General features: G+C 62.0%; 19 protein-coding genes. 12 read left to right on the forward strand and 7 right to left on the reverse strand.

The features are described 5' to 3' along the window. The first annotated feature begins 39 nt into the window (after positions 1–39). Positions 40–666, forward strand: coding sequence for a VTT domain-containing protein (locus tag BC443_RS03145; RefSeq protein WP_170835838.1), 627 nt, complete (start codon positions 40–42; stop codon positions 664–666). 65 nt (positions 667–731) lie between these two features. On the opposite strand, the gene argF is transcribed toward BC443_RS03145, so the two are convergent. Then, positions 732–1,649 carry an ornithine carbamoyltransferase gene (gene argF, locus BC443_RS03150; protein WP_071230394.1) on the reverse strand — a complete coding sequence of 306 codons (918 nt, stop codon included), beginning with the start codon at positions 1,647–1,649 and terminating at the stop codon, positions 732–734. A 410-nt stretch (positions 1,650–2,059) separates the two neighbouring features. Here argF and grxD point away from each other — a divergent pair, with 410 nt between their 5' ends. Beyond that, complete coding sequence (gene grxD, locus BC443_RS03155) at positions 2,060–2,404, forward strand: Grx4 family monothiol glutaredoxin (RefSeq protein WP_071230395.1); 345 nt, start codon at positions 2,060–2,062, stop codon at positions 2,402–2,404. Positions 2,405–2,465: 61 nt separating this feature from the next. Here grxD and rnt read toward each other — a convergent pair whose 3' ends face one another. Then, complete coding sequence (gene rnt / locus BC443_RS03160; protein ID WP_071230396.1) at positions 2,466–3,131, reverse strand: ribonuclease T; 666 nt, start codon at positions 3,129–3,131, stop codon at positions 2,466–2,468. Positions 3,132–3,422: 291 nt separating this feature from the next. Here rnt and BC443_RS03165 point away from each other — a divergent pair, with 291 nt between their 5' ends. The 4 genes from BC443_RS03165 to BC443_RS03180 all read left to right on the forward strand — a co-directional run bounded on the left by BC443_RS03165 (position 3,423) and on the right by BC443_RS03180 (position 6,475). Further along, positions 3,423–4,643, forward strand: coding sequence for an argininosuccinate synthase (locus BC443_RS03165; protein WP_071230397.1), 1,221 nt, complete (start codon positions 3,423–3,425; stop codon positions 4,641–4,643). A 78-nt stretch (positions 4,644–4,721) separates the two neighbouring features. After that, entirely contained in the window at positions 4,722–5,027 is a 306-nt protein-coding gene (locus BC443_RS03170) for an HlyU family transcriptional regulator (protein ID WP_071230398.1), read from the forward strand. Positions 5,028–5,176: 149 nt separating this feature from the next. After that, a complete protein-coding gene (locus BC443_RS03175; protein WP_071230399.1) occupies positions 5,177–5,839 on the forward strand; it encodes a glutathione S-transferase in 663 nt (220 codons plus the stop codon). A gap of 114 nt (positions 5,840–5,953) precedes the next feature. Further along, positions 5,954–6,475, forward strand: a complete 522-nt coding sequence (locus BC443_RS03180; RefSeq protein WP_210766233.1) for a DUF1161 domain-containing protein — start codon at positions 5,954–5,956, stop codon at positions 6,473–6,475. A gap of 62 nt (positions 6,476–6,537) precedes the next feature. On the opposite strand, the gene nth is transcribed toward BC443_RS03180, so the two are convergent. From nth to metG, 4 genes are all read right to left on the reverse strand, one after another. After that, positions 6,538–7,176: an endonuclease III gene (gene nth, locus BC443_RS03185; RefSeq protein WP_071230401.1), complete on the reverse strand. Its 639-nt coding sequence runs from the start codon at positions 7,174–7,176 to the stop codon at positions 6,538–6,540. After that, complete coding sequence (locus BC443_RS03190; RefSeq protein WP_071230402.1) at positions 7,173–8,204, reverse strand: RnfABCDGE type electron transport complex subunit B; 1,032 nt, start codon at positions 8,202–8,204, stop codon at positions 7,173–7,175. The genes nth and BC443_RS03190 overlap by 4 nt, the downstream gene beginning before the upstream one ends. Before the next feature lie 54 nt (positions 8,205–8,258). Continuing rightward, on the reverse strand, positions 8,259–9,740 hold the full coding sequence (locus BC443_RS03195) for a diguanylate cyclase (RefSeq protein WP_170835839.1): 1,482 nt from the start codon (positions 9,738–9,740) through the stop codon (positions 8,259–8,261). Between the two features lie 366 nt (positions 9,741–10,106). Further along, the gene (metG, locus tag BC443_RS03200) at positions 10,107–12,170 is read right to left on the reverse strand and encodes a methionine--tRNA ligase (RefSeq protein WP_071230404.1); all 2,064 of its coding nucleotides are present in this window, start codon (positions 12,168–12,170) and stop codon (positions 10,107–10,109) included. Positions 12,171–12,462: 292 nt separating this feature from the next. Here metG and BC443_RS03205 point away from each other — a divergent pair, with 292 nt between their 5' ends. From BC443_RS03205 to BC443_RS03215, 3 genes are all read left to right on the forward strand, one after another. Next, positions 12,463–12,696, forward strand: coding sequence for a DUF2845 domain-containing protein (locus tag BC443_RS03205; protein ID WP_247643204.1), 234 nt, complete (start codon positions 12,463–12,465; stop codon positions 12,694–12,696). A gap of 109 nt (positions 12,697–12,805) precedes the next feature. Then, on the forward strand, positions 12,806–13,735 hold the full coding sequence (locus tag BC443_RS03210; RefSeq protein WP_071230405.1) for an AEC family transporter: 930 nt from the start codon (positions 12,806–12,808) through the stop codon (positions 13,733–13,735). Between the two features lie 25 nt (positions 13,736–13,760). Beyond that, positions 13,761–16,160: a DNA polymerase II gene (locus BC443_RS03215; RefSeq protein WP_071230406.1), complete on the forward strand. Its 2,400-nt coding sequence runs from the start codon at positions 13,761–13,763 to the stop codon at positions 16,158–16,160. Positions 16,161–16,191: 31 nt separating this feature from the next. On the opposite strand, the gene thiI is transcribed toward BC443_RS03215, so the two are convergent. Further along, entirely contained in the window at positions 16,192–17,685 is a 1,494-nt protein-coding gene (thiI, locus tag BC443_RS03220) for a tRNA uracil 4-sulfurtransferase ThiI (protein WP_071230407.1), read from the reverse strand. A gap of 179 nt (positions 17,686–17,864) precedes the next feature. Here thiI and BC443_RS03225 point away from each other — a divergent pair, with 179 nt between their 5' ends. The 3 genes from BC443_RS03225 (at position 17,865) to luxS (ending at position 19,684) form a co-directional block, all read left to right on the forward strand. Then, the gene (locus BC443_RS03225) at positions 17,865–18,134 is read left to right on the forward strand and encodes a hypothetical protein (protein WP_071230435.1); all 270 of its coding nucleotides are present in this window, start codon (positions 17,865–17,867) and stop codon (positions 18,132–18,134) included. 244 nt (positions 18,135–18,378) lie between these two features. After that, the gene (locus tag BC443_RS03230) at positions 18,379–19,107 is read left to right on the forward strand and encodes a glutathione S-transferase (RefSeq protein WP_071230408.1); all 729 of its coding nucleotides are present in this window, start codon (positions 18,379–18,381) and stop codon (positions 19,105–19,107) included. 61 nt (positions 19,108–19,168) lie between these two features. Beyond that, the gene (gene luxS, locus BC443_RS03235; protein WP_071230409.1) at positions 19,169–19,684 is read left to right on the forward strand and encodes an S-ribosylhomocysteine lyase; all 516 of its coding nucleotides are present in this window, start codon (positions 19,169–19,171) and stop codon (positions 19,682–19,684) included. Positions 19,685–19,943: the final 259 nt, after the last annotated feature.

Below are 19,943 nucleotides of genomic sequence, written 5' to 3' on the forward strand. Positions count from 1 at the left end.
CTACTGCCGAGGCGCGCTCGCCTGCGGCGGCGGTGGATCGTGTTCCTCACCCTGGGGTTGCTCGTTGCAGGTCTCGTTGGCTGGGGCGGTGTTCCGCGGGAAGCGCTCGAGACGCTGCATCCACTGGCGCTGTTGATCGCCATGGCGGGCTTGCCGGCGCTGGGAATTCCGATGACGCCTTTCTACATTCTTGCCGGGTTGCGTCTCGGCGTGCCGGGCGGGCTGATGTTCTCGGCGGCGGCAACGCTGCTCAACCTGCTGCTCTGCTACGCGATCGCCAGGGGCCAACTGCGGCCGGTTCTCCGCGCCTCCATCGAGCGGCGTTTTCCGGCGCTGGCAGGACTGGACGATGCGCGCCAAAATGCCTGGCGCGTCACGTTCCTGATCAAGCTCGTTCCCGGTGTCCCGATGTTTCTCAAGCACTATGCGCTGGGAATTGCCGGCGTCCCGCTGTCGATCTACCTGAGCGTTGCCTTGTTGACCACCGGCCCTTACGGCGTAGCCTTCGTGGTGCTGGGGCAATCCGCGCTGACCGGGGATATCGGTCAGGCGCTGATCGCGGCCGGGCTACTGGCGCTCATCGTGACGGCGGTGAACATCGGGCTAGGTCGCCGGGCACGGCGCCAGTCGCGCAGGGAGCCGAGTCTCGAGGCGGGGTTTGAGTAGAGCGGAAAGAAGAAGGCCGCGAACCTGTCTCGGATCGCGGCCCATTGCGCTTCGCCCGGCAACCGTCAGTCGACCTGACCCAGCAGCAGAAATTCGATCAGTGCCTTCTGAGCGTGCAGTCGGTTGCCGGCTTCCTGCCAGACCACGGCGCGGGGATCGTCGAGCAGCGTCGTGCTGATCTCTTCGCCTCGGTGCGCCGGCAGGCAGTGCAGGAAGATCGCATCGTCTGAGGCCTGATCCAGCAGCGCTTCGGTGACCTGGAAGCTGGCGAAATCGCGCTCCCGCTTGGCCTGCTCTTCCTCCTGCCCCATCGAAGCCCAGACGTCCGTGGTCACCAGATCGGCGCCGCGGACCGCTTCGGCCGGGTCGCGTACGATGACGGCGTGCTCGCCGGCGGCATCAAGGATGTCCTGGCGCGGCTCGTAACCCTCGGGGCAGCAGATGCGCAGCTGGAAATCGAACTGGCGCGCGGCGTTGATCCACGAATGGCACATGTTGTTGCCGTCACCCACCCACACGGCGGTCTTGCCCTTGACCGGCCCGCGGCATTCGGTCCAGGTCATCACGTCGGCCAGCAACTGACAGGGGTGATAGTCGTCGGTGAGGGCGTTGATTACCGGGACCGAGCTGGCAGCGGCGAACTCCTCGAGGCCGGTATGGGAGAAGGTCCGGATCATTACCGCATCGACCATTTCCGACAGCACCCGGGCCGTGTCGCCGATCGGCTCGCCGCGCCCGAGCTGGGTATCGCGCGATGACAGGAACAGCGCATGGCCGCCGAACTGCGCCATCGCGGTCTCGAACGATACACGCGTTCGCGTCGAAGACTTCTCGAAGATCATCGCCAGCGTGCGATTGCTGAACGGCGTGTAGGTCGGGCCGTTCGTCTTCAGGCGGTTCTTGATCGTGATACCGCGCTGAATCAGATAGTCGAGCTCCTCGGCGGAGAGATCCAGCAGGGTCAGAAAATGGCGTGCGCTCATGAGCGAATTCCTGTCGTGGCTTGACGTTGAGACGTGGGCTTCAAGGCATGCGGCAATATCCAGGCGCGCCGCACGGCGAAATCGAGATCGTCGGCCGCAATCGCAGGCTATCCACGCGGTCGACTCGGAAAACAACGAAAAAAGCGCCGCGTCCCAAACGCTTGCGAAGGCGTCTGGCGAGACGGCGCCGTGATCGGCCCGTTGTGCGTTTCTACAGTCGTGGCCGATCCGTGCGAAAGCCAATCATCCTAACCAGCCCCCGCGAGCGGCGCAATGGCGTGGGAAGAGCTTCACACGGCGCTGGGGGTGTTTTCAGCCGGTGTCATCAGTAGAATGGAGGCACGGTCATTCACACTCGCGTACACGCGAAGAGTCGGCATCGGTCTTCTCTTCCCGCTATAGGACGTCTCATGAGCGATACCATCGAAGCGATCAAGCAGCAGATCAGTGACAACGCCATTCTGCTCTACATGAAAGGATCGCCCCAGCTGCCGCAGTGCGGTTTCTCGGCGCAAGCGGTTCAGGCGCTGATGGCCTGCGGCGAGAAGTTTGCATTCGTCAATATCCTGGATAACCCGGACATCCGTGCCGAGCTGCCGAAGTACGCCAGCTGGCCGACGTTCCCCCAGCTTTGGATCGAAGGCGAGCTGGTCGGCGGCTGCGATATCATCGTCGAGATGTATCAGAACGGCGAGCTGGAGCCCATGGTCAAGGCGGCTGCAGCCAAGGCGGCCGAGGCCTCCAGCGACAGCTGAGCCGAGTGCAGTCTCGTCAACGAAACGCCCCGTCACGACGGGGCGCTTTTCGTTCCGTCGTTCAGATGTCGTCGAATCCCTGTTCCTTCATGGCGAGATTCCAGCCGCCGAGATCCTTGAAGCGGTTGATGATGGCGCAGAAGAGTTCGGCCGTGCGCTCGGTGTCGTAACTCGCCGAGTGCGCCGAGGAGTTGTCGAAGTCGATCCCGGCAGCCTGACAGGCCCGCGCCAGTACGGTCTGTCCATACGCCAGCGCCGAGAGCGTGGCGGTATCGAAACTGGAAAACGGGTGGAAGGGATTGCGCTTGATATTGCAGCGATTGACCGCGGCGTTGAGGAAGCCCTGGTCGAAGGAGGCATTGTGGCCGACCAGGATCGCGCGCGTGCAGTCGTGGGACTTGATGGTCTTGCGAATCGGCTTGAAGATGCCATCCAGGGCTTCGCGCTCGCTCACCGCGATCTGCTTGCGGAAGGCGCTGGATGGGTCGATGCCGGTAAAGTCCAGGGCCGACTGTTCGATGTTGGCGCCTTCGAAGGGCTCGACGTGGAAGGCGATCGTATCGAGCGGCAGCAGATTACCCTGTTCGTCCATCGTCAGCGGCACGGCGGCGATTTCCAGTAGGGCGTCCGTGGCCGAATTGAATCCGCCGGTCTCGATATCTACCACCACCGGGAGATACCCGCGAAAACGCTGCGCCATCAGCTCCCTCGTGCTGGCGTCCGACATGCAATGACTCCCGTTCCCTTGATGCAAGGATGATGAACTCGTGATGAATGTCGCCGGCTCGACAGGAGCGGATACGCGCGGCGCACCGCATCGTGATCGGGTACCGCTCCGGGCTGGCAACCGCGTAGAGTCTAGCAGTTTCGGCCATTGGCGTCCCGCCGCTCGGTGTTACCCGCCGGCCCGGGGCGTTATAATCCACTTTATGTTTGGTCATAGACTGTGCCCGGTCGAAGACCGCCGTATGCCAACGAAACCTTGTCCATCAAGGCAATTTTGCTAAGGAGCTGTCGCATGTCCGATGTCAAGAAGGTCGTCCTCGCCTATTCCGGCGGCCTTGACACTTCCGTGATCGTGAAGTGGCTGCAGGAAACCTATGCTTGCGAAGTGGTTACCTTCACCGCCGATATCGGCCAGGGCGAAGAGGTCGAACCGGCGCGAGCCAAGGCGCAGGCACTCGGGGTCAAGGAGATCTACATCGAGGACCTGCGAGAAGAGTTCGTGCGTGACTACGTCTATCCGATGTTTCGAGCCAACACGATCTACGAGGGCGAGTATCTGCTCGGGACTTCCATCGCCCGGCCGTTGATCGCCAAGCGCCTGATCGAGATCGCCAACGAAACCGGCGCCGATGCCATTTCCCACGGTGCCACCGGCAAGGGCAACGACCAGGTGCGCTTCGAACTGGGCGCCTACGCGCTGAAGCCGGGCGTCAAGGTCATCGCCCCGTGGCGGGAGTGGGATCTCAACTCCCGCGAGAAGCTGATGGCCTATTGCGAGGAGAACGACATCCCGGTCGACTTCTCCAAGAGCAAGAAGAAGTCGCCGTACTCGATGGATGCCAACCTGCTGCACATCTCCTATGAGGGCGGCATTCTCGAGGATCCGTGGGCCGAAGCCGAAGAGGACATGTGGCGCTGGAGCGTGTCTCCGGAGGCCGCACCGGACGAGCCGACCTACATCGAGCTCACCTACGAGAAGGGCGATATCGTCGCGATCGATGGCGAATCCTTCAAGCCTCACGAAGTCTTGGCCAAGCTCAACAAGCTGGGCGGCGACAACGGTATCGGCCGTCTCGACATCGTCGAAAACCGCTACGTGGGCATGAAGTCGCGCGGCTGCTATGAGACGCCGGGAGGCACCATCATGCTGCGCGCCCATCGGGCGATCGAGTCGATCACGCTGGACCGCGAAGCGGCACACCTGAAAGACGAGCTGATGCCGAAGTACGCCAAGACCATCTACAACGGCTACTGGTGGAGCCCGGAGCGTCGCATGCTGCAGGCCGCGATCGACGAGACGCAGACGTTCGTCAACGGCATCGTGCGCATGAAGCTCTACAAGGGCAGCGCCGTGGTCGTGGGTCGTCAATCCGAGCAGTCGCTGTTCGACGAGTCGATCGCCACGTTCGAAGACGACGCCGGCGCCTACGACCAGAAAGATGCCGAAGGCTTCATCAAGCTGAACGCACTGCGCCTGCGCATTGCGGCGGGCAAGGGTCGCTCCGCCAACTGAGCATCAGCGGCCGCTGTTCTTTATGAGTTATCTCTACAAGAGTTACCCTCTGTAAGAGCGCGGCCGCAGGAGGAACGCATGCTGAAGAAGTTGTTTTCCGGATTGCTGGGCGGCGGTGATGCCAAGCCCGCTGCGCCGAAGAAAGAGCGGGAACCGGTCGAGTACAAGGGGTTCCTGATCGTCCCCGACCCCCAGGACGCCGGGGGACAGCATCGGGTCAGCGGCTGGATTCGCAAGCCCGTCGAAGGCGGGGAAACACTGGAGCGTCGCTTCGAGCGTTCCGATGTGGTGCCCGGCGAAGACGCCTGTGTCGAACTGACGATCGCCAAGAGTCAGCGTTACATCGATGATGTCGGCGACGAGATGTTCGACCAGCAGCATTGAGAGCGATCGAAACGTTCTCGACGACGGCGCCATTACGGCGCCGTTTTTGCGAATGGCGATGTCAACGATAACTTCCTATGGTTAGTGGACCCCGGATCGAAAAGCGGGGGGATTGGAAGCGTTCGAATCGCCGGCAAGGAAGCCAGCCCATGATCACCGTGCATCATCTCGAAAACTCCCGCTCGCAGCGAATTCTCTGGTTGCTCGAAGAGCTGGGAGTCGAGTATGAAATTCGAACGTATCGCCGGGATCCCGAAACCCTGTTGGCGCCCGATGCGCTGAAGAAGGTCCATCCATTGGGCAAGTCGCCGGTGATCACCGACGATGCCCATACGGTGGCGGAATCCGGCGCGATCATCGAATATCTCGTCGCTCGCTACGATGGCGAAGCCCTGGTCCCGGATGCGGGGACGCTAGAGCATCTGCGCTATATCCATTGGCTTCACTATGCCGAAGGCTCGGCGATGCCGCTGCTAGTGATGAGACTGGTGTTCTCGAGACTCGGGAAGTCGCCGATGCCCGCTATCCTTCGTCCGGTCGGCAAGTTGCTGGCTAATGGGGTTCATCGAAAATTTCTCGATCCGCAGCTTCGCCTGCATCTCGATTACTGGGAAAGTGAACTGCGGCAGACTGCCTGGTTCGCGGGGAACGACTTCAGCGCGGCGGACATCCAGATGAGCTTTCCGCTACTGGCCGCAGAAAGCCGTGCCGACTTGTCGCATTATCCCAACATCCGGAAAGTGCTGCAGAATATGCGTGATCGCCCGGCCTATCAGCGCGCGATCGAGAAGGGAGGAGAGTTTCGATTGTGAGGTGTCTCGGTAGCGGGATTATCGAGGCGGGTCACGCGTGGCTTGGTATCGCTCGCGCGAGGATTGGCAAGGCGGCTCGCCATTTCTCGCGACGCAATGGGTTGAGGAGTTTCTATGCGTGTCTGTCGCTGGAAAATGGCTGTGGTGGCGGGTTTGGGTAGTGTCGGTCTGGCGTCGTCTCTGGCCTGGGCGCAGACCCAGCCGGGGGATTCCCCATTCGATGAGCAGCCGGAAACCCGGCTGGCCTGCGAGCGCCTGAAGGCGCAGATCGATCAGACTATCCGGGATAACGGCGCGCGGCATTTTCTACTCGAGATCGTCGATAATGCCCAGGTGGAAAACGATATCGTCAAGGAAGGCGAACGCTTTGCCGGTGCCGAAGTCGTGGGAAGCTGTGACGGTGGCACACGTAAAGTCGTCTACAGTCGCGACGGCGCGACGGAAATGCGTGTCGCACCGCAAGAAAAAACATCGGCATCCAACCACGTCGATTCTTCGAACAGCACTGACGGGGGCGACGGCAGCCATTTACCGGAAACCGCGCCCGCCGCGCCGGAATCCAGCGGTGAAGAGGCGGTGCCGACGCGGAAGCGGGCGGATGAAGAGACCGCGCAGGAGCCCGAATCCAGCCCCTGATTGCCTGCTGCTGACTTCCTGCTTCCTGAGTGCCCGATCGTTATCGTCTGATCGGACTTCCGTCAGGCGATATCGATCTTGTCGGGGTATTCACAGAGATCCTCGATCACGCAGCTTCCGCAGCGCGGCTTGCGTGCCAGGCAGGTATAGCGCCCGTGCAGAATCAGCCAGTGATGAGCATCCTTCAGATAGTCGCGAGGCACGAAACGCATCAGTTTCTGCTCGACTTCCAGCACGTTCTTGCCCTTGGCGATCCGCGTCCGGTTGGCGACGCGAAAGATATGCGTATCGACCGCCATGGTCAGCTCGCCGAACGCCGTGTTCAGAATGACGTTGGCGGTCTTGCGGCCGACGCCGGGGAGCGCCTCCAGCCCTTCTCGCGTGCGTGGAATGTCACCGTCGTACTGTTCGACCAGGATATGGCAGGTCTTCATCAGGTTCTCGGCCTTGGTGTTGTAGAGGCCGATGGTCTTGATGTGATCTTTCAGACCGTCGATGCCAAGATCGATGATCGCCTGCGGCGTATTCGCCACCGGAAACAACTTTGCCGTCGCCTTGTTGACGCCTACATCCGTCGCTTGCGCCGACAGCAATACCGCTGCCAGCAGCTCGAAGGAGGTCGACCAGTTCAGCTCGGTGGTCGGATTGGGGTTGTTGGCCTTGAGGCGGGCAAAAATCTGTTCTCGCTTGGTGGCGTTCATGACGTCGTTCCGTGATCGTTGCCAGCGCTGTCGGCAGGCGAAGTGGCCGGGGATTGGTTGGCAAGGGAAAGAAGCCGCTCCGCCTCATGAATCTTGTCCTGCGCCTGCGCGATGCCTGCCTGATCGCCCTTGCGCTGGAAATGGGCGAGTTCCTGTCGCGCCTTGCGCATCGCCTGCTCTGCCGCTGCCACTGCAATATGTCGATGAGCGGGAGCGGCGCTCTCGCGAGACGATGACGTCGATTCGAGCTGGCGATCGATGGCGGCGAGCTGGTCGTCGAATCCGGCCAGACGCTCGAGCAGGGCCGGGCGCTGGGTCTCGTCGGCCTTGTCCAGCTGCCGTTGCAGACGCTTCCGGCGAGCCGTGAGCGTCGCTCTCTGCGCTTTCAGGGCCGTGACGTCGATCGCGGCGGGCTGCGGCTGCGCTTCGTTCGAGACTTCGGCCGGGGCTTTGGTCGAGGCTTCGGCCGGTGCGCGCGCCGCGGCAGCACGGCGTTCCCGCCGGCGACGCTTCTCTTCGGCTTTGACTGCCAGCCGGCGCTTGCGCGCCTCGAAGCGTTGGCGGCCGTTCCCGGCACGCCAGTCGAGATAGCGCTGCTGCTCGACCTCGTTCTCGGCTCCGGCCCACTGCGGGTGTTCGACGAGATCGATACAGTCGACCGGGCAGGGGGCAACACAGAGTTCGCAGCCGGTGCATTCGAATTCGATCACCGTATGCATCTGTTTGGCGGCGCCGAGTATGGCGTCGACAGGGCAGGCCTGGATGCACTTGGTGCAGCCGATGCATTCGGCTTCGCGGATGACGGCCAGTAGCGGCGTCTGCGCGGGCTCGATCAGTTCGAGGGGCGGTTGGCCGGTCAGCTTCGCCAGCCGGTCGCGTGTGGCCTCGCCGCCGGGCGGGCAGCGGTTGATCGCCTCGCCCTCGACGATGGCTACTGCATAGGGGCGACAGCCGTCATGGCCACACTTGCCGCACTGGGTCTGCGGCAATTCGGCATCGATGCGTTCGGCGGTAATCGTGGTGGCCATGTTGTTTCCGAAACGTCGGGACAAGCGGTGGCTCCCGGTTCAAAGAGGCCGGCATTATAAACGCTCCTCCGCATGGCTTCGAGAAGCCTTTCCGAGATCGCATTCGATCCGGTTGCGGCCTCGCTGTTTGGCGCGGTAGAGCGCGGCATCGCATCGTGCCAACAGCGTCGGCGGAGAGCGCTCGTCGATGGCGCAGATCGCCGCGCCCACGCTGACCGTGACAATGCCCAGGCGGGCCTTGTCGTTCGGCAATTTCATCTGCGCGACCGCGCTGCACAGGGCGCCAGCAAGCTGCTCGACGCGGCTGGGCGACGTACCCGGCAGGATGACGGCGAACTCTTCGCCGCCGACGCGGGCAAGAAGCGATCGATCGCCTGCCTGCTGGCGCACGGTTCGCTGGAGACACTTGGCCAGGCGGGTCAGGCAGCGGTCGCCTGCCGGATGGCCGTAGAAATCGTTGTAATTCTTGAAGTAGTCGATATCGAGCAGTATGCCAGCGACCGGTACGGGGGGCTGCGACGCATCCATCAAGACATTCAAACGTTCATCGAACAGTCGGCGATTGGCCAATCCCGTCAAATGGTCCGTCTGTGACAGGTTGAGCAGTTGGGACGTCCGATGCCGCTGATGCTGGATCAGGTGCAGGAACTCACGCGACAGCGCGCCGATTTCATCCTGGCGATGCAGAAGCCGTTCCGGCAGCTCGGCCTGTGTGGCGTCCTGCTTGGCCTGTTGGGTAAAGGTCGCGAGCTGGCGGAGCGGGTGCAGTACCACCACCTCGAGCAGCAACAGCACCAGGACAATCACCGTCAGTAACAGGCCGGCCGTCCACCACTGGGCGTAACGCACGGTAGCCATGCGCTCCAGAAAGGCATCTCGCGGCAAATAGGTGCTCAGCAGGGTGGGCGCATCTCGAGGATTGAGCGATAGCGTTTTCGTGACGTGGATGCGTCCATCCCCGGTGGGGGTGATTTGTAGTTCGGGTGGCACTTCGGCAGGCGGTAAGGGCAGGACATCGACTTCCCGACCCGTCTGCATCGCCATTCGCGCTTGCCATTGGTCATCGAGGAACTGGATCTGGACAAGCCAGCCCTGCATAGGGCCACTTTCGTCCGTGCGGAAAATGGAATGAATGGCCGCGTAATATAGCCGGCTCCCTTGGCGCTCCAGATGCGTGCTGGCGTGCTGATTAGCCGATCCCAGTAGTGGCCTCAGCTTGTCGGCATAAGATTTTGCCCAGGCGCAGGCATCGCTTTGGCCGGGACAGGAGTCGTAGCGATCGCTGACCGGATCAATGCCGGCGACCCAGCGAAGATTGGCTTGCCGATCGAAGAACAGCATGAACTGGTAATCGAGATCCTCGAACATGTTGCGGCTGAAGTTGGAGGCTGCGTAATTATCGTCGCTTCCCTGGATAAAGGCATAAGTGTCGTCCCACGTAGCCCAATCCTTGGCGCTCAACAATAATGTCTGCATTTCGCGTTCGATCGTATGCTGGGCTCTGCTGGTCGCCGCGATGCTGGCACTCGTATTCATCGGCAGCCTCATCGTATATCCCGGGATGATTCGGGACGAACGCGAGCAATCGATCCATGAGCTCAACAGACTCCAGAGGCTGATCAGGAAGCGACCGCGCAACGAGAAGAAGGCTGATCTCATAATGTAGATGACCTGTTCAGCATGCCGGTTATGGCACTGGCGCCAAGGAAGGAAAAGCTAATCTTTCTTAATATCGGCTTCTCCTTGTATTGTCTTGAACAAGATAAGTAAAAGTTCCTGCTGGTTTTGACTTGCTTCTTCGCCTGAATAAATGCTCTGGCAGTATTTCGGGGATGATTTATCTGTTCAAACAAAAAACGCGCGGCGAGGCCGCGCGTTGGTAAGAGTCTCGATTTCCGTGGGTCAGGTCACGCGCTGGCCCGGCTTGGCGCCGCTGTCGGGAGAGAGCAGATAAATACCGTCGTCGTCACCTGCAGCCAGCACCATGCCTTCCGAAACGCCGAAGCGCATCTTGCGCGGTGCCAGGTTGGCGACCATGACCGTGAGACGGCCCTCGAGTGCCTCGGGGGCGTAGGCCTTGCGAATGCCGGAAAAGACAGTGCGCGTCTCGCCGCCGAGATCGAGCGTCAGCTTGAGCAGCTTGTTGGAACCCTCGATGTACTCGGCCTGGTCGATCCGGGCGATTCGCAGATCGACCTTGATGAAATCGTCGAAGGCGATCTCGTCGCTGATGGGATCATCGGCCAGCGGCGTTTTCTGCTGGTCGTCGGAGGAGGGCGCCTTGCCGGTCAGTTTCTTCTCTTCCTCGAGCACTTCCTTCGAGGCCTCGATCATTGACTCGATCCGGTCGCTCTCGACGCGGGTCATCAGCGGCTTGAACTTGCCGATGACATGGCCTTCCAGTACGTGCTGGCGGCTCTCCCAATCGAGGCTGTCGACCTGCAGGAAGACGCGCGCCTGCTCGGCCATGGCCGGCACCACCGGCTGCAGGTAGACCATCAGGGTGCGGAACAGGTTGATGCCCACCGAGCAGATGTCGATCACTTCCTGCTCGCGACCGCCTTCCTTCGCCAGCACCCACGGTGCCTTGTCGGCGATATAGGTGTTGGCTTCGTCAGCGAGTTCCATCACCTTGCGCATGGCGCGGCCGAACTCGCGGGCCTCGAAGTCCGCCGCGATCTCGTCACCGGCGTGGATGAATCTGGCGACCAGTTCCGGCTCGGTGCAGGTCGCGGAAAGCTGGCCGTCGGCGAGCTTCTTGATGAAGCCGGCGCAGCGGCTGGCGATATTGACCACCTTGCCGACCAGATCCGAATTCACGCGGGCGGCGAAGTCCTCGAGGTTGAGATCGAGATCGTCGACGCGAGAGGTCAGCTTGGCGGCGAAGTAGTAGCGCAGATACTCCGGGTTGAGATACTCGGCGTAGGTCTGGGCCTTGATGAAGGTGCCGCGGGACTTGGACATCTTGGCGCCGTTGACGGTGACGAAGCCGTGGCAGTTGACGCCGGTCGGCGTGCGCATGTTGGCGCCTTCGAGCATCGCCGGCCAGAACAGCGCGTGGAAGTAGACGATGTCCTTGCCGATGAAGTGGTAGACCTCGGCGTTGGAGTCCGCCTTCCAGTAGCTGTCGAAATCGAGGCCTTCGCGGTCGCACAGGTTCTGGAAGCTCGCCAGATAGCCGATCGGCGCGTCCAGCCAGACATAGAAGTACTTGCCCGGCGCGTCGGGAATCTCGAAGCCGAAGTAGGGCGCATCGCGGGAGATGTCCCACTCGTTGAGACCGGCCTCGAACCACTCCTGCAGCTTGTTGGCGATCTGCGGCTGCACGCGGCCCGAGCGTGTCCACTGTTTCAGAAAGTCTTCGAAATCGGGCAGCTTGAAGAAGTAGTGGGTCGAAGTCCGCACTTCCGGCGTGGCGCCGCTGATCGCCGAGACCGGGTTGATCAGTTCCGCCGGCGTGTAGGTTCCGCCGCACGCTTCGCAGTTGTCGCCGTACTGGTCCTCGCTGCCGCACTTGGGGCAGGTGCCCTTGATGAAGCGGTCGGCCAGGAACAATCCCTTGACCGGATCGTACATCTGCTCGATATCGCGGGTGCTGATATGGCCGGCATCGCGCAGCGCGGTGTAGATGCGCTCGCTGTGGATTCGGTTCTCTTCCGAATGGGTCGAATGGTAATTGTCGAACGCGACGCCGAACCGGGCGAAATCCGCCTGATGCTCTTCGCTGACCTTGCTGATCAACTGCTCGGACGTAATGCCTTCCTGCTCGGCACGCAGCATGATCGCGGTGCCGTGGGCGTCGTCGGCGCAGACGTAATGACATTCGTGGCCGCGACTTTTCTGGAAGCGCACCCAGATATCGGTCTGGATATACTCCAGCAGGTGACCCAGGTGGATCGAGCCGTTGGCATAAGGCAGAGCGCTGGTGACGAGGATCTGGCGCGAAAGCGAGGCGTTGTTCGACATGGCGACTGGAACATTCCCGTAACGGAACCCGAGGTGGCGCAGTATCGATGGCCCCACGGGATGGATAGGCTGAAAACGTTCGACACTGGGTCGACGATAAAACTTGGTCGACGATTGTAGCATCGCTGGGCTGGATTCGCGCTGATGTGTCCGCGTAAGCCAGGATAAGCGCATCATCGGTACGGGGATTTTATCCAAGGGAGGTACTGAAATGCGCATGTTGGCTCGAAGAAGCCATAGGGTATTGATAGGGACGCTGCTTCTTGTGAGTGTGGCAAACCCCGCTAATGCAATGCGTTGCGAAAATGGGCTCACCGCCAATGGCGATTCACCTGAGCAGGTGCTAAGAAAATGCGGCCCGCCCGACTCTCGAGTGGTCGAACTACCGCAGCGGCGCGGTGGTCATGTCATCGAGGGCGCCGTCACGGTCGAGCGCTGGATTTACAAGAGTGTCCATGGGGCTCGCTATCGTCTGCGTTTCGTGGCGGGGAAGCTGGTCGACGAAGATACGGAGCTATTCCCCTGATAGGTACGGAAGTCAAGTTGTCGGGGTTTGTAGAATACCGGCTAGTACCGTGTTCGGGTGTTACAGTTAGCGCCCAAATCACTACAACCTGTCGCTTTAGGAGCCCGAGATGGCCGATGTCGATCTTTCGCAGTCACTATGGATGCTGCTGTTCTTCGTGGCTCTGGGCTGGGTCGCATCGCGGCATCTCAAGATCGATCCGCGGCCGATCGCGACATTGCTCGTCTACATCATCTCTCCGCTGACCTTCTTCAACGGCCTCACCCAGGGGCATCCGACCCCCGACAAGCTTTTGTTGACGGGGAGCGTGCTGCTGCTGGCGGCGCTGCTCTGTCTGGCCGTCAATGCCCTGGCCGCACATTTCTTCGGTGATCAGGAACGGGCGCTACTTGCCTTTTCGGCGGGCACGGGCAATACCGGTTATTTCGGCTTTCCGATCGCGCTGGTGCTGCTGCCGCCGGAAGGCGTCACCCTCTATCTCTTCTGCATGCTGGGAGTCTCGCTCTACGAGTTCACGGTCGGCTTCTATGTCAGTGCCCGTGGCCGTTTCTCGGTCAAGGAAAGTCTCGTCAGGCTGGCGAAGCTGCCGCTGATCTACGCCTTTCTGGCCGGCATGCTGGTCAGCGCTCTCGGCTTGCATATTCCGGATGTGGCCGTGGACGGGCTCGATTACTTCAAGTACTGCTTCACGGTGCTGGGCATGATGATCATCGGCATGACGCTGGGGCGCGTCACGTGGAGGGCGTTCGATGGCCGTTTCGTGGCCGCCTGCGTACTGGTGCGCTTTCTCGTCTGGCCGTTGGCCACGCTGCTGATGGTGGTGGGGCTGCGCGCGAGCGTGGGGATTTCCGACTCGCTGGCATTGGCGTTTCTGCTCATCGGTGCGGTGCCCATGGCCGCCAACGTGGTGGTCATCGCCATGGAGCTGGACATTCGGCCGGAGAAAGGTGCCATTGCGGTGCTGATCACTACGCTGGCCGCCCCGGTGCTGATACCCCTCTATCTTGGTGTGGTGCTGCCCTGGGTGCTCTCTTTCTGAACGCGGGCTATCGGTGACGACGACTGTGCAAGGGAATGTCGTGGAACAGCAGGGCTTCATTCTGACGCGCCACTGGCGGGATACGCCGGCCGGTACCGAAATATCGCTGTGGCTGGCTACCGATACCGGGCCGCGGCTGGTGTGTCTGCCGCCGCAGACTTCGGTCGCCTTCCTTCCTGCCGAACAGCGCGCGGCGGCCGAACGGGTCTTGCGCCAGGAGCGCGACATCGAACTGCGTGAGCTGGAGCTGAAAGACTTCGATCAGCGCCCGGTTCTCGGGCTCTATTGCCGGTCTCATAGGCAACTGATGAACCTGGAGCGACGGCTGGGCGAGGCGGGTATCGATGTGTTCGAGGCCGATGTCCGGCCACCGGAGCGCTATCTGATGGAGCGTTTCATTACCGCGCCGGTCACCGTCAGCGGCCGCGAGGGAATGGATGGCACGATCCTGGACGCACAACTGAAGCCGGCGCCTGACTATCGCCCGCCGCTGAAGCTCTGCTCGCTGGATATCGAGACCAGCGAACGCGGCGAACTCTATTCGATCGGCCTGCACGGCTGCGGTCAGCGGATCGTCTACATGCTGGGGCCGCCGGCGGGAGAAGGCGGCAAGGCGGATCGCGAGCGCGACTTCGAGCTCGTCTACTGTGACTCTCGCGCCGAGCTGCTGCAGGCGCTCAACGCCTGGTTCGCTCGTTTTGACCCGGATGCGATCATCGGCTGGAGCGTGATCCAGTTCGACCTGCGTCAGTTGCAGCGTCACGCCGAGCGCTTGAACGTACCGCTGACGCTGGGCCGAGGCGGCGTGGCGATAGAGTGGCGTGCCCATGGCCGCGGTTCCGACACATCGTCCAGCCATCATTTCGTCACCATTTCCGGGCGACTGACCATCGATGGCATCGAGGCGCTGCGCTCCGCGACCTGGAGCTTCCCGTCGTTCAGTCTGGAAAACGTGGCGCAGACCCTGCTCGGCGAGGGCAAGGCGATCGATAACCCCTACCAGCGCATGGCGGACATCAACCGCATGTTCGCCGAAGACAAGCCGGCGTTGGCACGCTACAACCTGAAGGATTGCGAGCTGGTCACGCGAATCTTCGACCATACCCGGATCATGGCCTTCCTGCTCGAGCGGGCAAGCGTGACGGGCCTGGCCGCGGATCGCAGCGGCGGCTCGGTGGCGGCCTTCTCCCATCTCTATCTGCCACGCATGCATCGGCTCGGATTCGTCGCCCCGACGCTGGGCAGTCGCGACGGCGAGGATAGCCCCGGCGGCTACGTGATGGATTCCCGCCCCGGGCTCTACGACTCGGTGCTGGTGCTCGATTTCAAGAGCCTGTATCCATCGATCATTCGTTCGTTTTTGATCGACCCGGTGGGCCTGGTCGAGGGGTTGCGTCAGCAGGACGACGCGCACGCCGTGCCGGGTTTTCTGGGAGCGAGGTTCTCTCGCACGGCCCATGCTTTGCCGGCGATCGTCGAGCAGGTCTGGGAGGGGCGCGAAGCCGCCAAGCGGGAAGGCAACGCGCCACTGGCCCAGGCGTTGAAGATCATCATGAACGCCTTCTACGGCGTGCTCGGCTCGCGGGGTTGCCGCTTTTTCGATCCCCGCCTGGCTTCGTCGATCACCATGCGCGGTCACGAGATCATGCGCCGCACCCGCGAATTGATCGAAGCCGAGGGTTATACCGTTATCTATGGTGATACCGACTCGACTTTCGTGTGGTTGGGCGGGGCGCACGAGGCCGAGGCAGCGAATGCGATCGGGCAGCGGCTGGTGGCGCTCGTCAATGACTGGTGGCGTCGGCATCTGCGCGAGACGTTCGATCTGGAAAGCGCGCTGGAGTTGCAGTTCGAAACGCATTTCGCCCGCTTTCTGATGCCGACCATTCGCGGCGCGGAGGAGGGTAGCAAGAAGCGCTATGCGGGGCTGGTGCGAGGCGAGGACGGCAGCGAACGGCTGGTATTCAAGGGGCTGGAATCCGTACGGGCCGACTGGTCGCCGCTGGCGAAGCAGTTCCAGCGCGAGCTCTACCGGCGCATCTTCACGGGTGAACCGTACCGTGACTACGTGCGCGGGATCGTCCACCAGACGATGGCCGGCGAACACGACGACGCGCTGATCTACCGCAAGCGTCTGCGGCGCAAGCTCGACGATTATCAGCGCAACGTGCCGCCGCACGTGCGTGCCGCGCGCATGGCCGACGAGCTCAACCGTCAGTTGGGCCGGCCGCAGCAGTACCAGAACGGCGGCTGGATCCGCTACGTGATCACCGTCTCCGGGCCGGAGCCACTCGAGGCCCGCCGCTCGGCGATAGACTACCACCACTACGTCAGCCGCCAGTTGGCACCGGTCGCCGACGGCATACTGCCGTTCGTGGGGGATGACTTCGCCAGCCTGACCGATCAGCAGTTGGGGCTGTTCTGAACGACCCGCTGATCTCTTCTGGCATCTCGCATCAGTCGGGGAGGTCGGGGAGGTCGGGGAGATAGACGCCGATGTTGTCGTAACCCTGATCGGTCAGGTGGGCGGCCTGCATCCGGCTCATGGTGCCCTGGGCACAGTAGAGCAGATAGTGGCAGTCGTCCGGCAGTGTCGCGACGCGTTCGCCCAGCTCGAAGTAGGGGATGACCAGCGGTTGGCCCTCGGGCAGAACCAGCGGATCGAGGTCGCGCTCGTCGGGATGGCGGATGTCGATCACTCGGACCTGGTCACGGCTGGCCGTGGCCGACGGCGAAGCGGTCGCCACCGCGTCGTCGCTGCGTGTCACGTCTTCGTTCAGCAATTGGTCACTGCGCACGACGCTCGCTCGGGCAATGGCATCGTCCAGTACGCTTTGATCGAACCCGGTCTCGGCGTCGAGTATTCGCTCCGGCTTGGGCCGCGTGTTGGGCTTGCGTGAGATCGTCCCGCACACTTCCGGGAGTCCCTCGGCCAGTTCGGCAGTGCCGATGCGCCGCGCCTGCTCGATGATCGTCTGTTTGTCGCTGGCGATCAGCGGTCGCAGGATCGGTCGCTCGCTGGCAGCGTCGATCAGGCCGAGATTGGTCAGGCTCTGGCTGGAGACCTGGGCCAGCGCGTCCCCGGTAACCAATGCCGGTAGACGGTGGCGCTGGGCGATCCGGTTGGCAGCGCGGACCATCATCCGCTTTAGAATCACGCCGGCCAGGCCGGCCGGCACGGTGCGCTGAATGGCGTGCATTACCTCGACAAACGGCACGCTGATGAAATCGACGCGGTGAGAGGCACCGTAACCTCGCCACAAGCGATCCACGACCTGACGTACCACGTGTTCCTGATCCGGTCCGCCGAGATCGAAGTACAGAAAGTGGGTCTTCAATCCTCGCCGCATCATCTGCCAGGCCGCGACCGGCGAGTCGTAGCCGCCCGAGATCAAGGCCAGCGCCTGGCCCTGAGTGCCCATCGGGTATCCGCCCAGGCCGGGTAGTCGTCGCGTGACCAGTGTCAGGCGCGTGTCGTGAAGCTCGAGACGCACGTCGTGTTCCGGCTGTTTGAGATCGACCCGTGCCGAGGGCACCGCCTCGAGCAGCGCGGCGCCAAGGAAGCGTTCGAGGGTTTCCGAGCGGAAATCATGCTGCCCCCGGCGCTTGACGCTGACGCGGAAACGGCGATTCGCCAGCGTCTCTCGCCACAGCGGGACCAGTCTGGCAGCGGTATCCTCGAAGGAGGACCAGTCGTGGGTTTCGACGACCTGGATCTCGTGGATGCCGGCCACGCCTCGAAGGCGGGCTTCGAAGGCCTCCCGCGCGGTATCGTCGAGAGAGCGGCGCGGGCGGATTTCCAGTGCGTCCCATTCGTCTCGTACCCGCACGCCCGGGGCGACGGAAGCGAGCGTATTGCGAATGTTGGTACGCAGATATCTCACCATTTCCCGGCGCACCGGGCGGGATTTGACGGTGATTTCCGGGAACAGCTTGACGCGATAGCGCATGATGGGGAGTCGGCCGGCTCGAGGGCGGCGTAGGGTAACAACACTGGAGCCCGCTCGCCAATTGACAGGCCGGATTCGGGGGTGCTATTAAGCCGCTGCCGGCAATCGTGCCGGTGTTCGCGCCGAGACCCGACCACGTCCGTGAGCGGCGTCAGGCGCTCTTCGAGGAATCACTCAAGATGGCATTGCGCCGTATGTTGATGGCGTCCGGATTGGTCGTGGCGATGGCCGGCTGCGCTTCCAATACCTTTGCGCCCAATTACCAGTCGAACAATACCGACATCCTGAGAATCGGCGGCGAGCGGCCGGATGCTGCCGCGCCGGCGATCGAGGATCTCGGCTCGTTCTGCGTGCAGACCACGCAGCAGTGGAACGATCAGGGCAAGACTCCCGACGGTCAGCGGCTGTGGGTGAAAAGCACGCTGCGCCAGGCCGTGGCGTGTCGCTAGATTTTTCGTCGCTGCTCTGTCGCTGATCGGCGAAGCATCGTGGTCCATCCGGCGGGCCCGAACCGAGACAAGGTTCGGGCCCGTTTTTTGTCCTATGCTGAGGAGCGCATTCGATCGTCGGGTCGATCCGACCGCCGCTATCTCGGGGTTGTCTCATGGCGATCCGGCTCCATGTCTTGAACAGGATTTCAGCAGCGCTTTGAAAGGCTGTCGGCCAACAGCGCCTGAACGGGAGGGGAAAAGGATGACCTACGAGCTCTACTATTGGCCCGGGATTCCCGGTCGCGGCGAATTCGTGCGCTTGGCGCTGGAAGACGCCGGCGCGGATTACATTGATGTAGGCAAGCAGTCCGCGGCTGATGGCGGTGGCGTGGGTGCCGTCAGCGAATTCATCCACGGCGGGGAGCTGGCACAGCCGCATTTCGCACCGCCGGTATTGAAAGCCGGCGACATCGTGGTGTCCCATGTCGCCAATATCCTGCAGTTCCTCGGCCCTCGGCTGGGGTTGGTGCCGGAGGGCGAGGCCAGCCGCCTCTGGGCCAACGGCTTGCAGTTGACGCTGACGGACTTCGTCGCCGAGATTCACGACACTCATCATCCGATCGGCGCGTCGCTCTACTACGAGGACCAGCAGGAGGAAGCCAAGCGACGCAGTGTCGTTTTCGTCCAGGAGCGATTGCCCAAGTTTCTCTACTACTTCGAGCGAGTGCTCTCGGCCAACGCCGGCAACGAGCCCTATCTGGTCGGTACGGCACACAGCTACGTGGATCTGTCGCTGTTTCAGGTCGTCACCGGGCTGCGCTACGCCTTTCCCCGCTCGATGGAGCGGCTGGAGCCGGAAGTGCCGGAGGTGACGGCGCTGGCCGACCGCGTGAGTCAACGGCCAAAACTGGCGGCTTATCTGACCTCGGACCGGCGGCTCGATTTCAACGAGAGCGGCATATTCCGCCACTATCCGGAACTGGACACCTGACAGCGCCGATTAGCGTGCTAAAGTAGGCACCTGACCGGACACGCCAACCAAGGAGGCAAGCATGCCATTACTCGATAGTTTCATGGTCGACCACACCAAGATGAATGCACCGGCGGTGCGTGTCGCCAAGCAGATGAAGACACCGGGCGGCGACAACATCACCGTCTACGATCTGCGCTTCTGCGTTCCCAACGAAGAGATCCTGTCCGAGCGCGGCATTCACACGCTCGAGCACCTGTTCGCCGGCTTCATGCGTCAGCACCTCAACGGCGACGGCGTCGAGATCATCGATATCTCGCCGATGGGCTGCCGCACCGGGTTCTACATGAGCCTGATCGGCCATGTCGACGAGCAGACCGTGGGGGCCGCCTGGAAAGCGGCGATGGAAGACGTACTGGCGCTGACGGATCAGAAGTCGATTCCCGAACTCAACATCTATCAGTGCGGAACGGCGGAAATGCACTCGCTCGACGAAGCGCAGCAGATCGCCCGCAACGTCACCACGCGCGGGATCGGCGTCAACTCCAACAGCGAGCTCAAGCTGACCGAAGAGTTTCTTGCCGCTCACGGCGCGTGATGGCTGATTTTTTTCTTCAGTCGGTCGTAGAGCGCCGGCTATGCATCGAACCCGCAACCTCGGTTGCGGGTTTTTTCGTTCGGCGAGGCGCGTCGATCGAAGCCGGTGGGCTTTCGAACCTTTCGGGCTTTCGGTGTCAAAATGTTAATCAACACAAGCTAGAAGCCATGCGAAACGCCTATCAGTCAACACGCGCCTAAAGCCGCGCGAAGCGCATTGTTTCATCGCCATTTATCGCAGTTCATCGCAGAGGAGTGAG

Origin of the sequence: Salinicola sp. MIT1003, from assembly GCF_001858555.1 — a bacterium.
Classification (GTDB): domain Bacteria; phylum Pseudomonadota; class Gammaproteobacteria; order Pseudomonadales; family Halomonadaceae; genus Salinicola; species Salinicola salarius.

What these genes read in the sequence shown, in the direction of transcription:
- argF (WP_071230394.1), bottom strand. Translation starts at nt 1,649, where the DNA reads ATGAGCGCACGCCATTTTCTGACCCTGCTGGATCTCTCCGCCGAGGAG.
- BC443_RS03175 (WP_071230399.1), top strand. Translation starts at nt 5,177, where the DNA reads ATGATCACCGTGCATCATCTCGAAAACTCCCGCTCGCAGCGAATTCTC.
- BC443_RS03230 (WP_071230408.1), top strand. Translation starts at nt 18,379, where the DNA reads ATGACCTACGAGCTCTACTATTGGCCCGGGATTCCCGGTCGCGGCGAA.
- BC443_RS03180 (WP_210766233.1), top strand. Translation starts at nt 5,954, where the DNA reads ATGCGTGTCTGTCGCTGGAAAATGGCTGTGGTGGCGGGTTTGGGTAGT.
- BC443_RS03205 (WP_247643204.1), top strand. Translation starts at nt 12,463, where the DNA reads ATGCGTTGCGAAAATGGGCTCACCGCCAATGGCGATTCACCTGAGCAG.
- luxS (WP_071230409.1), top strand. Translation starts at nt 19,169, where the DNA reads ATGCCATTACTCGATAGTTTCATGGTCGACCACACCAAGATGAATGCA.
- BC443_RS03190 (WP_071230402.1), bottom strand. Translation starts at nt 8,204, where the DNA reads ATGGCCACCACGATTACCGCCGAACGCATCGATGCCGAATTGCCGCAG.
- BC443_RS03195 (WP_170835839.1), bottom strand. Translation starts at nt 9,740, where the DNA reads ATGAATACGAGTGCCAGCATCGCGGCGACCAGCAGAGCCCAGCATACG.
- metG (WP_071230404.1), bottom strand. Translation starts at nt 12,170, where the DNA reads ATGTCGAACAACGCCTCGCTTTCGCGCCAGATCCTCGTCACCAGCGCT.
- BC443_RS03170 (WP_071230398.1), top strand. Translation starts at nt 4,722, where the DNA reads ATGCTGAAGAAGTTGTTTTCCGGATTGCTGGGCGGCGGTGATGCCAAG.
- BC443_RS03165 (WP_071230397.1), top strand. Translation starts at nt 3,423, where the DNA reads ATGTCCGATGTCAAGAAGGTCGTCCTCGCCTATTCCGGCGGCCTTGAC.
- BC443_RS03210 (WP_071230405.1), top strand. Translation starts at nt 12,806, where the DNA reads ATGGCCGATGTCGATCTTTCGCAGTCACTATGGATGCTGCTGTTCTTC.
- grxD (WP_071230395.1), top strand. Translation starts at nt 2,060, where the DNA reads ATGAGCGATACCATCGAAGCGATCAAGCAGCAGATCAGTGACAACGCC.
- rnt (WP_071230396.1), bottom strand. Translation starts at nt 3,131, where the DNA reads ATGTCGGACGCCAGCACGAGGGAGCTGATGGCGCAGCGTTTTCGCGGG.
- nth (WP_071230401.1), bottom strand. Translation starts at nt 7,176, where the DNA reads ATGAACGCCACCAAGCGAGAACAGATTTTTGCCCGCCTCAAGGCCAAC.
- thiI (WP_071230407.1), bottom strand. Translation starts at nt 17,685, where the DNA reads ATGCGCTATCGCGTCAAGCTGTTCCCGGAAATCACCGTCAAATCCCGC.
- BC443_RS03225 (WP_071230435.1), top strand. Translation starts at nt 17,865, where the DNA reads ATGGCATTGCGCCGTATGTTGATGGCGTCCGGATTGGTCGTGGCGATG.